Source organism: Bacillus proteolyticus (assembly GCF_001884065.1).
Taxonomy (GTDB): domain Bacteria; phylum Bacillota; class Bacilli; order Bacillales; family Bacillaceae_G; genus Bacillus_A; species Bacillus_A proteolyticus.
On sequence record NZ_MACH01000138.1, the window covers coordinates 65,360 to 78,374 of the forward strand.

Genomic DNA, 13,015 nt, shown 5'->3' on the forward strand with positions numbered 1-13,015 from the left:
ATAAAAAAAGAAGCCTGTTTCGTAACAGGCTTCTTTTTTATCCCCTTATAATTCCATAACTTGTCCCAACTAGTACGGTCTTTTCATGTTGATTACGATATACTGACTCAATTGAAACTTTTTTATACCCTTCCATTTGTTCAATATTTGTTAAAGTTAATTCACAAGTAATCGTATCCCCTGTAAAAACTGGCCTAATAAATTCGCTTACTAATTCCCTTGCTATGTAATGTAACTCTTCGCCTACTTTCGTCCCAATACTAGCCGTCAATAAACCATGAACCATTAACCTTCCATTCTCATCATATTCCATATGATGCCTACCTTTATCACCTGTAATATTGGCAAATTCGAAAACTTCTTCCTCGGTAAATCTTCTTTCATATTTAAATACATCCCCAACTTTTACATTCATTTTTATCCCCCATTCAATAAACTGAATTTTCTTTCATTTTATCATAAAATGAGTCTCAATTCAGTTTATATTAATTAAAATAGCAATCCTTTTTCTTCACTACCTTATAAGTTTATCGGTGCCCATCCTTTTTTGCTACTTGATACCCGTAGTACGCACATGTCCCATTTCTTGATAACTCTCTTACTTCAAAACCACAACTTCTATAAAAATCAAAATTGTTAGCGGCTGTATGTGCAAACCAATCACCATGAGGAAGCTTTTGCAAACAAAGAGCTACCAGTTTCTTACCTAATCCTTTCCCTCTATACTCACACTTCACAACTAAATTTACTATGTTAGCAACCATGATTTGATCAGAAATTACTCTAACCATCGCGACCATCTCTTCTTCATCCCAAATTGTGAAAGCCCATGTTGAATTTTCAAATGCTATCGAAAATTTTTCAATTTGCCAAGAAGGGATATTATCATTACTCCAACCAGCATCTTCAAATAATGTTTTAACTGCATATGCTGGCACTCCATTCGTTCCTTCACGAATAATTAGTCCATTATGATAAATATACATGTAATCCCTCCTTTTATTTTTATATACCATTCTTCAAAAAGTATATTTCACCTTTAAAAAAGTGAACTTTTTCATCCAACTCTCTTAATAGAATAAACTAAGACATCAATCCCATGAAATGCAGTTGTTTTTTCATAGCTAAGTCCTGTTTTTCTAGCTACAAATATTGAAGCTGGGTGGTTCGGATTAATAAGTGAAATTAATTTATTCATTTGTAATGCTTGAAAACCATAGTCTCGAAATGCCGCCGCAGCCTCTTTCGCATACCCTTTCCCCCAGTACTTAGGAAGTAGCCAATAGCCAATCTCAATTTCCTCTTTTCCATCTACCTTCTGTTTGACAAGCCCTGCATGACCAATTCGTATTCCCGTCTCTTTTTCAATCATTACAAATAAACCTAGACCATTTTTATAATTCGGAAGCACCCATTCCTCCAAACTTTTTTTGCATTGCATATATGTTTTTAACGTCCCATTTCCAATATAGCGCATTACCTTCTCATTCCCCCATAAAGACGCATAAAACGATAAATCATCCCTTGTGTATTTACGAAATTGTAAGCGATCTGTATGGAACACTTTTTAACTCACTCCCATCATTTTGAACCTTATTACATATCAATATATTTCAAACTATATAAATGTTTACTAATTCGCAAAAGAAAGAAAATTCAGTCTTATAAAGGTGTATTATATCAAAAAAAAGCAGTAGACAAAAGAGTGTCTACTGCATCCATATCATAACTAGCAAAAAGAAAACTACAATTGAGGGGGGGTGTAGGATTTTCAAATATACTAGATACTTATCCCGTTCTAACGGGCGGTAAACTTTCCAATTATATTAAAATGAAAAGTTTACCGCACATAAGAACTTTTACGGTGATTAAGAGAGCACCGTTAAGTACTTAAATACACGCTCTGCTTTTTCTCCACCCATTCGAGCATGTTGAAGAAGGGAAATACTATGTGGGCCAGATGCACGTAATGCTTCTGGTTGTGCTACTAAAATAGCTTGTACAACTTCTAACTCTCCAAGCATAGCTGCTGCAAAAACATCCATCCGAGCACCCTTTTCTAGTAAATAAAGAGCAATATCTTTACGCCCCACATGTGCTGCTGCTCCTAAAGCACTTTCCCAATCTGAACCGCCCCAATTATAAGAAGCATGAAGTAAGCTTGGTGATTCGAACAAAAGCTCCTGTACCCTTTCTAGATCTCCATGAGCTGCCATAACAAATTCTCTTACTAATTCAGTGGTAATACATTCTTCTGTTTGCATCGCTCTGCTCCTTTTTTAGAAATTCGTTTCGGTGTAAAAAATGGCTTGTCGCTTCCTTGAAAAATATCTACTTCTATGCCAAATACATGTTGAAACATTTGTTGACATAATACTTCTTCTGGTACACCGTCATACTGAATCTTGCCTTGCTTTAATACGAGTAAACGATCACTATATTGAGCCGCTTGGTTAATGTCATGTAAAACCATTATAATTGTCATACCAAACTCCTCTTTTAATCGTTTCACAAGTTCCATTACTTCCAACTGGTGAACGATATCCAAAAAGGTTGTTGGTTCATCTAATAATAAGACATTTGTACGTTGTGCTAGCGTCATCGCAATCCAAGCACGTTGTCTTTCTCCTCCTGACAAAGACTGTAAAAGACGATATTCATACCCTTCAAGATTTGTAACAGACAATGCCCAATCAACAATTTCTTCATCTTCTTTATTCAAGCGACTACTCCATGATTTATGAGGACCTCTTCCGAACTGTATTAACTCTTTCACTGTTAAATCTAATTGATGATCATGCATTTGTGGTAACATCGCTAATTGCTTCGCTACATCCACACTCTTCATCGTATGAATATTTTCCCCATCTAAAATGATATCTCCTTCGCTTTGTTTAAGTAGCCTTGCTATTAAACGAAGCAAAGTAGACTTCCCCGACCCATTCGGACCGATTAAACTAACGATTTCTCCAGCTTTAATATGTACATTCATATTTTGCATTTGAAATCTTTCAGAATGTGCGTAAAACACTTTGTTAACGGAAATCACGTTGTTTTCCTCCTCTATGAATTAAATATAAGAAGAACGGACCGCCCAAGAAGGACAATAAAATACCAACAGGCAATTCGATTGGATCGAACCAACTTCGAGCTATCGCATCCGCGAAAACAAGTAATATCCCTCCGCCAAGGCAGGATAATGGCAGTAAATATTTATAGTCATTTCCAACTAATAAACGTAACATATGTGGTACAACAAGACCGACAAATCCAATAAGTCCAGAAACACTAACCGCAATTCCAGCTAATAATGTACTTACTACTATTAAATAAAACCGACTTCTCTCCACGTTATGCCCTAATAATTTCGCCATTTCATCTCCTAGCATTAATACTCGAATATGCTTAATGCCAAAGAAAGCCAATATAATAGCGAATATTGCATAATAAATAATCATGTTTAAATGCGCCCAACTTACACCACCAATACCACCAGCTAACCACGGTAATACAGATTGTACTTTATCACTATGTAGTAACATTAATGCTGACGTTGCTGCACCAATTAATGCATTGATTGATACACCTACTAAGACGATTCTTGAAGGCGGTGCCCCTTTTTGCCATGATAAAGCGTAAATAACCATCGCTGTTATGAAAGCACCTAAAAATGCTCCTAGCGGTAAAAAAGCCATATGCTGAGGGAATAGAATCATAATTACAATTGCTACAAGACCTGCTCCGGATGAAACCCCGATAATACCAGGGTCTGCAAGAGGGTTTCTCATAACCCCTTGCAGTAATGCTCCAGATGTAGCTAAACACGTTCCTACTATAAACCCCACAAGCACTCTCGGTATACGAAGATCCCATACAATTCGATGAACTGTCGAATCTTCATCTTGTATCCCTGTTAGAATGTCTCCTAAAGAAAAGGATAAACTTCCTGCGAAAAGACCATAAAAAAGACCTAGAATCGTTAATACAACTAAAATAACTGCTGTTACCCATCTTTTTTTCGCAAAGGGATGTTCCTTTTCTCTTACTGCTTCACTACTCTCCATACTCATCATTTCCTTACATCTTGTATACTTTTATACATAAAGTCCATTGCTTCTGTTACTTTTGTTCCAGGATTTGATCCAAATAAATTTGGTGGCAAAATAACAACACGATTTTGTTTGACTGCATCTAAATTTTTCCACGCTTCATTTTTCATCATTTCGCCTTCAAATGCTTTTTTCACACTATTTGGATCTCCATGTGTAATTAAATAAATTACATCTGGGTTCGCCTCAATAATGCGTTCTACACTTAGCTGTGCATATTGCGGATATTCTTTCATTTCTGGAAAACCAGCTGCAATATTTTTACCGCCCGTTTTTTCTAAAATATCACCTGACAGAGATGTTGGTAACGCTGCTAAATAAGTGCCTGGTGCTCCATACACTAGTAATGCTTTAACGTCACTCTTTTTCTCATATTTCTTCATTTGATCATTAATTTTTTGATTAAATTCTTTTGCTTTATCTTCTTTCTTCATCACTGTTCCATACATTTCAATACTCTTTTGAATATCTTTTACAGAATTGGCTGAAGAAATGATTACTTTTGTTCCTTGTCCTTCAACCGTTGGAATGTTCTTTTGGAATCCATTGTTAGCAACAAGTACATCCGGTTTTAAACTAGCAATTTGCTCAAAATTCGGTTGATGTGCATTCCCGATTACTTGCGCTTTCTTTAATTCCTCTGGGAGAGTTAATTTTGTATCAGGACGACCTACTATTTTTCCACCTAAAGCATGAATAATATCCATGTCTCCCATACTCAACGTAGCAAAACTTTCAGGAACTTTATTGAATGTTACCTTTCTGTTTGAGAGATCGGTAATTTCGATTTTGTCTGTTCCTTTTTCTGTTTTTGTTGCAGATGCTTTTTCGTTTTCCCTTGCACTGCAACCTATTAACAAGAAAAAAATAGATAAGATTGCTGTGAACAGCGTAATAGATTTTTTCATTCTTCCACCTCTAATTGATAATGATAATCATTGACTACTATTCTACTTTAATTGATAAGGATTATCATTGTCAACATGAAACGCATACATTTTCTACAAAAAACAAAAAAACGCTACAAAAAGATTTCTTCTTTTCGTAGCGCCCTATTTAACAATTTTCTTCATATTCGCTCTCCTCTAATTGGTCACGCATCGTTCTAACACGCTTAAAGAAGAAAAAAGCAAGAACTAAAAATACAATAATACTTCCCATCATAGCAAAAGACTGTACCATACTTTTTATTCCACTTGGAATTAATAAACCGATCATTAAAAATGTACTTATAGCTAAAAGTACTTGTGCAAACCGGGTATAATCTGCTATTTTTTCTTGTAATTCTTTCATCTGCTTATCACTCCCATCCTCACTTTATCACATTCTATCAAGCTTAAAGACAAGTAAATAGAACCAATCTGGGAGATGTTTTCCAAAGTAAAAAAGAGCCGCTTACTCGCGGCTCTTTTTTATCTATTATACGCCTTTATATGCTTCCATATAGATTTCTTTCAGCTCTGAAATGAGCGGTAATTTTGGATTAGCTGTTGTACATTGATCTTCAAAAGCTCTTTCTGCTAATAATCCAACAACCCCTTCAAATTGGTCTTTAGCAACTCCTTGTCCTGCAATACTCATATTTATATTTAAACTTTTTCCAAGCTCAATAATTGCTTGGACGAGTGATTCCACACCTTCCGCCGCTGAACTTGCTGGAATCCCGAGCATTCTCGCAATATGTGCATAGCGTTCATCAGCCACAAAGTGCTCATATTTTGGGAACAATGCGTGTTTTCTTGGCTTAATAGCATTATAGCGGACTACATGCGGCATAAGAATTGCATTCGCACGCCCGTGCGGAATATGGAATTCTGGTCCAATTTTATGCGCTAAACTGTGATTAATACCTAGGAAAGCATTTGCAAATGCCATCCCTGCGATTGCGGAAGCATTATGCATTTTTTCTCGTGCTTCTTCATCATTTCCATCTTTATATGCTCTCGGTAAATATTTAAATACGAGATCAATTGCTTTTAATGCTAATCCATCTGTATAGTCATTTGCCAAAACAGACACATACGCCTCGATTGCATGCGTTAATACGTCCATACCAGTGTCTGCTGTTACATGTGGTGGTACTGTCATTACAAATTGCGGATCAACAATTGCTACATCTGGCGTTAATTCATAATCCGCGAGTGGATACTTTATATTATTTTTCTTATCTGTAATAACTGCAAATGGTGTCACTTCTGACCCTGTTCCTGATGTTGTTGGAATGGCAACAAACTGCGCTTTATTTCCTAATTCCGGATATTTACATGTACGTTTTCTTATATCTAAAAATTTCTGTTTAATGCCATAGAATGTTGTTTCTGGGTGCTCATAGAAGAGCCACATCCCTTTTGCCGCATCCATAGCTGAACCGCCACCAAGTGCGATAATTACATCAGGCTTAAAGCTTTTCATCATGTCCGCACCTTTAAATACAGTTTCATCTGATGGATCTGGCTCAACTTCAAAGAAAACTTCAACTTTCACATCATTTGCATGCTTACGTAAATAGTGCGTAACTGTATCTACATAACCGTGCTCAACCATCCCTGGATCCGTCACAATAAATGCGCGGGAAATGTTAGGCATGTTTGCTAAATATGCTGTCGCATGTTTTTCAAAATAAATTTTGGGTGGTAATTTGAACCACTGCATATTCTTTTTTCTATTTGCCAACCTTTTTATATTTAATAAATGAGTAGCTGTTACATTTTGAGAAACTGAGTTTTTCCCGTAGGAGCCACAACCAAGCGTAAGTGATGGAATAAATCCATTATATATATCACCAATTCCACCTTGTGATGAAGGTGCATTTACAATGAGACGGCAGGCTTTCATACGTAACCCAAATTGTTTTTGTACTTCTTTATTTGTAGAATGGATAACCGCTGAATGCCCTAGGCCACCAAGGTCTAACATTTCTTCGCAATATGTAAATCCTTCTTCTAATGAATTTGCCTTTACACAAGCTAACACTGGGCTTAGCTTCTCACGAGATAGTGGATATGATGCCCCGATACCTTTAATTTCAGCTACAAGCATTTTTGTATGTTCAGGTACAGTAATTCCTACTAATTCAGCAATATACTGCGTAGATTTCCCAACAATATCACTATTTACTGCACATGTATTTTCATTAATAACAAGCTTTTCTAATTTTTTTCTCTCTTCTTCTGTTACAAAGTAACAATTATTTGCAATCATTTCTGTTTTAACATCATCATAGATTTCCTTGTCTACAATGATAGCTTGTTCCGATGCACAAATCATACCGTTATCAAATGTTTTCGATAAAATTAAATCATTAACAGCGCGTTTTACATGTGCCGACTTCTCTATATAACATGGTACATTACCAGGGCCTACACCTAGCGCGGGTTTGCCAGTAGAATAAGCTGATTTCACCATACCAGCTCCTCCAGTCGCTAGAACGAGTGCAACACCTTCATGGTTCATTAATTGTTTCGTTGCCTCCACAGAAGGTCTTTCAATCCATTGAATACAGTGCTTTGGTGCACCGGCCTTCACTGCTGCATCATATACTGTTTTCGCCGCTGCAATGGAACAGTTTTGTGCAGAAGGATGAAATGCGAAAATAATTGGATTTCTCGTTTTTATCGCGATTAACGCTTTAAACATTGTTGTCGACGTTGGGTTAGTTACTGGCGTTACCCCAGCTACTACACCGACAGGTTCTGCAATTTCTATTACTTCTTCATGAGGATCTTCATGAATAATTCCTACCGTTTTATCTTTCTTTATACTATGCCAAATATATTCAGTGGCAAAAATATTTTTAATGCATTTATCTTCATATACACCACGGCCCGTTTCTTCAACAGCCAACTTCGCAAGCGGCATATGTTGATCGACACCCGCAAGCGCCATTTTATGAACAATGTTGTCAATTTGCTCTTGTGTAAAACTTTCTAATGCTTGTAAAGCTTGTTGACCGCTCTTCACTAACGTATCAATCATCTCTTTTACCTCTTGCATTTCATTTACAACTTTCTCTTTGACTACCATGTAAATTTCCTCCTATTCTGTTATCACGGTCTTTATAAGTCCCTATAGGTCATAATAAGTCCCGATTAGCGAAAAAAAATAGAGTTACCGTCCTACATGAATCCCATTGTTTGTGAAACATTTCACAAGTTTGTTCGTGAATAACATTTCATGAATTCAATATACATGAAATCATTTCATTTGTGTATGTCTAATTTGTGAAATATTTCACAAATTAATATAATAAAATGCACTGCTCTATATTAGCAGTGCATTTTTACTATGCTAACGCTTGTGCCAAATCTTCAATTAAATCTTCTCCATCTTCAATACCAACAGAGATTCGAATTAATGTATCTGTAATTCCTAATTCTTTACGGCGATCTGCTGGGATTGATGCATGTGTCATTTGAGACGGGATAGAAATTAAACTTTCTACTGCTCCTAAACTTTCAGCAAGTGTGAAGTACTGTAACTTCTCAAGTACTCTATTTAACGTTTCCTCACTATCTACATCAAATGAGATGATTGCACCAAATCCATTCGCCTGTTCTGTTGCTAATTCGTGATTTTGATGTGATTCAAGACCTGGATAATATACTTTATTTACTTTTGGATGGTTATTTAAAAACTCAGCAATTGCGCGTGAATTTATTTCATGCTCTTCCATACGAATTCCTAACGTTTTTAGACCGCGAAGTAGTAGGAAGCTATCTTGTGGTCCAAGAATACCTCCTGTTGAGTTTTGCACGAAATGAAGGTCTTCTGCTAGTTGTGGGCTATTTACAACGACTAGGCCTGCAACTACGTCACTATGACCTCCTAAATATTTCGTTGCACTATGAAGTACAATGTCTGCTCCTAAAGAGATTGGCGACTGCCAATATGGCGTCATGAATGTGTTATCAATAATTGTTAATAAATCGTTTTCTTTAGCAAGAGTAGATATTTTCTTAATATCAGTAATTTTTAGTAATGGATTTGTTGGTGTTTCTACATAAATTGCTTTCGTATTTGGGCGAATTGCTTCTACAACTTCCTCTAGGTTTGTTGTATCTACAAATGTATGCTCAATACCGAAGCGGTTTAATACTTTCGTAATAACACGGTACGTTCCGCCATAAACATCATCTGTTAAAATGACATGATCACCTTTTGAGAACAACATAATTGTCGCTGTAATAGCAGCCATTCCTGAGCCAAATGCAAATCCAGCATGACCATTTTCTAATACAGCAATCATTTCTTCTAAAGCTGCACGTGTCGGGTTGCCTGTACGTGAATATTCATATCCTTGATGCTTACCAACTGCTTCTTGTTTGTACGTACTTGTTTGATAGATCGGTACGTTTACAGATCCAGTTGAAGGTTCTCCTATGCGAATACCATGAATTAACTTTGTCTTTGCTCTCATTTTTTATTCCCATCCTTTGTATATGTCTTTGCTTAAATAGCGCTCACTACTATCAGGAAAAATCGTTACAATATTTGTACCTGGTGTTGCTTTCTCTGCCTCAAGTAAGCTCGCATGAAATGCTGCTCCTGAAGAGCTTCCAACGAGAAGTCCTTCTTTTTGCGCTAATTCTTTCACTCGTAAAAATGCATGTCGATCAGAAATCGTATGAATTTCATCAAAATAAGATGTTTTTAAAAATGGTGGAATGAATTCAAGACCAATACCTTCTGTTTCATGTGAACCAGCTTTACCGCCATTTAAAATAGAGCCTTCTGGTTCTACAATAACCGCTTTAATATCAATATTTTTCTCTTTCAAATAAGATGCAGTTCCCATAAACGTACCGCCAGTCCCTGCCCCTGCAACAAATATGTTAATCTCTCCATTCAATGCATCCCAAAGTTCAGGACCTAATGTTTTGAAATAAGCACGCGGATTTGCTTCATTCGCAAACTGACTTGGAGAGTATGAATTCGGTATTTCATTTACTAACTCTTTTGCTTTTGCAATTGCGCCGGTCATTCCTTGCTCAGTCGGTGTATGCACGACCGTTGCACCTAGCGCTTTCATTAATTCTTGTTTCTCAATACTAAATTTCTCTGGTACACAAACAATAACGCGTAAATCATGTTCTAACGCTGCAAGTGCCAGTCCAATGCCAGTATTTCCAGCCGTCGGTTCAATAATTGTTCCGCCCTGGGTAACAAGCCCTTTTTCTAACGCATCTTCGATTAATTCTCTTCCTAAACGATCCTTAACGCTTCCGCCTGGGTTGTAAAATTCAAGCTTTGCAAATAAACGGACTCCTTCTGGAAGTGAAAAACGAGTAATTTCTACAATTGGTGTATGACCAATCAATTCATGAACGCCACGATATACATTCATCGTGTTCTCCCCCTTATTTGCCAATAAAGAAAAGGCAACTGTATGTATTTTCTTTATATGAGACAGTTGCCTTTTTGTTACATTACTTTAACTCTTCTAGTACTTTTACGATAAAGTTTGTAGAATGAAGAGCTGCTTGATCTAAAAATTGATCAAATGAAACATTTGATTCTTTACCAGCAATATCAGAAAGTGCACGAATAATAACAAACGGAACTTCATATTGGTGGCATACTTGTGCAACAGCTGCTGCTTCCATTTCTACTGCATAAAGATCTTCAAATTTATCACGAATTGCCGCAACGCGGTTCGGATCACTCATAAATGAATCGCCTGTTGCAATCATACCTTTTACAACTTGAATATTTTCTTCTGCCTGCATACATTTCTCAGCTAATGCAACTAATGCGTCATCAGCTTTAAATCCAGGCGGCATTCCTGGCACTTGACCATATTCATAGTTAAATGCTGTTACATCTACGTCATGGTGACGAACTTCTGTTGAAATAACCACATCTCCAACATTTAAAGAGTGATGGAATCCACCAGCTGAACCAGTATTAATTACTTTTTCAGGCTTATATCTTTCTAATAAAATCGTCGTTGACATCGCTGCGTTTACTTTACCAATACCAGACTTTAACAAGATTACTTCATGTCCTGCTAATAGCCCTTTCGTAAATTCACAACCTGCAACAGTTTCTGTTTCTGCTTGTTCTAGTTTGTCACGTAAAATACGTACTTCTTCTTCCATTGCTCCAATTACAGCAATTCTCAATCTAATCCCTCTTTCTATCGCTTAGTTGCCTCCATTACCCAAACGAAATGATTTAATCTCGTGAACGTTACATGGAAGCCATTGTTTTCAAAAATAGATTGCATGATAGGAATACGTGTATAGTATTCTGTTTGCAAATCGTTTGCTAGCTGATGAAAACCTCTTTCTTTTGCTACTTCGACAGTTTTATCATATGCATCTTGATCTGCAAATATCGTATCAGCAAACACTATTTTACCACCTTTGTTTAGCAATTGACTATACTTCGCAATTGCTACGTCTTTTTCTTCATCTATTAAATGATGAAATGCGTAAGTGCTCACAATAGTATCGATTGAATTTGGGACTTCAAATGAAAGAAAATCACCCTCTGTAATTGAAAATTCTTTTGGTAATTTCTCTTTTGCAATAGTACGCATTTCGCGTGACGGTTCTATACCGTAAACTGTGCGACCAGCAAGTAATAATTTATTTGTTAAATTGCCAGTACCAACACCAAATTCTAATACGTTGCCAAATGACTTGTTAACTACATCCTCTAAAATGTCCTCATAATGGGCGAAAACTTCTTTATATTGTATATCTTCGCCTTGTACAAATGAGTCGTACGTATGAGCCCATTCATCAAATAAACCATTAAATTCTGTTCCCATAAAAATTCCCCTTTTTCTTATCGGTTTTATCAGTATAATATGCCCTCTTTCCAAAAATGTCAATTGAAATGCACATGGTATTTCCTTCTTTTCTTTGTTACACTATAGGTGATTACATAGGAGAGGGGTCGTCTTCGTGTCATTTACCTTTGAAATGTTAGAAGATAAAGTAGAGTTTTTTGAAGCGGGAGACTTAGCTTCTTTAGAACGAAAAATTAGTGAACAAATCGATAATAATAAAGCACTTATGCTTGAAGTTCATCACATCTCGCATCAAATGGTTATGGATCCGGAAAGCAAAAGACCATATTATAGCGCGGTTGTTCATTTTAAATTAAAAAAATTACGCTAACTAAAAAAGAGAAGCTCATAAGAGCTTCTCTTTTTTAGTTTAGAGTTTGAACAAGTACTGGTTTCCAGCCTTCATTGTCTACCCAATCAATATTCACATAATACTTTTTACCTGATTGTTTATCTTGTACGTTACCGTAAGCTTTATTCTTACCGTTATTTCCGATTCTATGAATAACTAATTGCTCTACTGGAACGTCAATTGCAGCTGAAATTGCTTGATTCATCTCATTCCAATCTGCTGTACCTTTTTTAAACGTCATCGCAGGTGTTGCACCTTGCTCTGTACCTACTGGCTTCCAAGAAGATTTCGTATAAGCGTCAGTTGCCTTTGGCTGTGTTTTTTCAGCTGGTACTTTCTCGTTAGCTTTCGCTTCTTCTTCAGCTTTTTTCTGTTCTTCTTCAGCCTTTTGCTTCTCTTCTTCCTTCTTCTTAGCCTCTGCCTTCTCTTGCTCGTTCTTCTTCGTCTCTTCTTTGCCTTTAGCTTTCTCAGCTTTATTCTCTTTTGTTGTTTGCTGAGCTACTTTTTTATCACTAGAAGCCGCTTGCTCTTTTGTGTCAGGAACAAACAATTGATATGCTACAATAGCTACTGCTATTAATACAATAGCAATTGCAATATTTAAAACACCGTTTTGACGACGTTTTTGTTGTTTCTGTTGAAATCTAGATCCTCCTGCCATTCTTCAAACCTCCATGCAGTTTTTCATACTTGCTATTGTAACATTAAATCTATAAAGGTTGAACATTTACAATAATATTTTCACGAAATGAAAACATT

At 36.5% G+C, this 13,015-nt stretch carries 15 protein-coding genes; 1 reads left to right on the forward strand and 14 read right to left on the reverse strand.

What is annotated here, in order from left to right:
* Nucleotides 1-37: 37 nt before the first annotated feature.
* From BAQ49_RS24635 to BAQ49_RS24700, 13 genes are all read right to left on the reverse strand, one after another.
* A complete protein-coding gene (locus BAQ49_RS24635; RefSeq protein WP_071747409.1) occupies nt 38-415 on the reverse strand; it encodes a hotdog family protein in 378 nt (125 codons plus the stop codon).
* Nucleotides 416-527: 112 nt separating this feature from the next.
* Nucleotides 528-986: a GNAT family N-acetyltransferase gene (locus BAQ49_RS24640; RefSeq protein WP_071747410.1), complete on the reverse strand. Its 459-nt coding sequence runs from the start codon at nt 984-986 to the stop codon at nt 528-530.
* Nucleotides 987-1,057: 71 nt separating this feature from the next.
* On the reverse strand, nt 1,058-1,564 hold the full coding sequence (locus tag BAQ49_RS24645; protein ID WP_000469117.1) for a GNAT family N-acetyltransferase: 507 nt from the start codon (nt 1,562-1,564) through the stop codon (nt 1,058-1,060).
* 304 nt (nt 1,565-1,868) lie between these two features.
* The gene (locus BAQ49_RS24650; RefSeq protein ID WP_071747411.1) at nt 1,869-2,264 is read right to left on the reverse strand and encodes an ankyrin repeat domain-containing protein; all 396 of its coding nucleotides are present in this window, start codon (nt 2,262-2,264) and stop codon (nt 1,869-1,871) included.
* Nucleotides 2,231-3,049: an ABC transporter ATP-binding protein gene (locus BAQ49_RS24655; protein WP_071747412.1), complete on the reverse strand. Its 819-nt coding sequence runs from the start codon at nt 3,047-3,049 to the stop codon at nt 2,231-2,233. The genes BAQ49_RS24650 and BAQ49_RS24655 overlap by 34 nt, the downstream gene beginning before the upstream one ends.
* Entirely contained in the window at nt 3,036-4,064 is a 1,029-nt protein-coding gene (locus BAQ49_RS24660; protein ID WP_071747457.1) for a FecCD family ABC transporter permease, read from the reverse strand. Before BAQ49_RS24660 ends, BAQ49_RS24655 begins: the two co-directional genes overlap by 14 nt.
* 5 nt (nt 4,065-4,069) lie before the next feature.
* Nucleotides 4,070-5,017, reverse strand: a complete 948-nt coding sequence (locus BAQ49_RS24665) for a helical backbone metal receptor (protein WP_071747413.1) — start codon at nt 5,015-5,017, stop codon at nt 4,070-4,072.
* Nucleotides 5,018-5,165: 148 nt separating this feature from the next.
* Entirely contained in the window at nt 5,166-5,402 is a 237-nt protein-coding gene (locus BAQ49_RS24675) for a YrhC family protein (RefSeq protein WP_071747414.1), read from the reverse strand.
* A gap of 126 nt (nt 5,403-5,528) precedes the next feature.
* Nucleotides 5,529-8,132 (reverse strand): bifunctional acetaldehyde-CoA/alcohol dehydrogenase, encoded by a 2,604-nt coding sequence (gene adhE / locus BAQ49_RS24680; RefSeq protein ID WP_071747415.1) that lies wholly within the window; start codon nt 8,130-8,132, stop codon nt 5,529-5,531.
* A 259-nt stretch (nt 8,133-8,391) separates the two neighbouring features.
* Nucleotides 8,392-9,525 (reverse strand): bifunctional cystathionine gamma-lyase/homocysteine desulfhydrase, encoded by a 1,134-nt coding sequence (locus BAQ49_RS24685; protein WP_001201926.1) that lies wholly within the window; start codon nt 9,523-9,525, stop codon nt 8,392-8,394.
* 3 nt (nt 9,526-9,528) lie between these two features.
* Nucleotides 9,529-10,452 carry an O-acetylserine dependent cystathionine beta-synthase gene (locus BAQ49_RS24690; RefSeq protein ID WP_071747416.1) on the reverse strand — a complete coding sequence of 308 codons (924 nt, stop codon included), beginning with the start codon at nt 10,450-10,452 and terminating at the stop codon, nt 9,529-9,531.
* Between the two features lie 82 nt (nt 10,453-10,534).
* Nucleotides 10,535-11,230 carry a 5'-methylthioadenosine/S-adenosylhomocysteine nucleosidase gene (gene mtnN / locus BAQ49_RS24695; protein WP_001217032.1) on the reverse strand — a complete coding sequence of 232 codons (696 nt, stop codon included), beginning with the start codon at nt 11,228-11,230 and terminating at the stop codon, nt 10,535-10,537.
* Nucleotides 11,231-11,244: 14 nt separating this feature from the next.
* Complete coding sequence (locus BAQ49_RS24700) at nt 11,245-11,883, reverse strand: class I SAM-dependent DNA methyltransferase (protein ID WP_071747417.1); 639 nt, start codon at nt 11,881-11,883, stop codon at nt 11,245-11,247.
* A 136-nt stretch (nt 11,884-12,019) separates the two neighbouring features.
* Between BAQ49_RS24700 and BAQ49_RS24705 the strand changes: the two genes are divergently transcribed.
* Nucleotides 12,020-12,235, forward strand: a complete 216-nt coding sequence (locus BAQ49_RS24705; protein WP_000010984.1) for a YrzA family protein — start codon at nt 12,020-12,022, stop codon at nt 12,233-12,235.
* 34 nt (nt 12,236-12,269) lie between these two features.
* On the opposite strand, the gene BAQ49_RS24710 is transcribed toward BAQ49_RS24705, so the two are convergent.
* Nucleotides 12,270-12,917, reverse strand: coding sequence for a YrrS family protein (locus tag BAQ49_RS24710; RefSeq protein ID WP_071747418.1), 648 nt, complete (start codon nt 12,915-12,917; stop codon nt 12,270-12,272).
* Between the last annotated feature and the right edge of the window lie 98 nt (nt 12,918-13,015).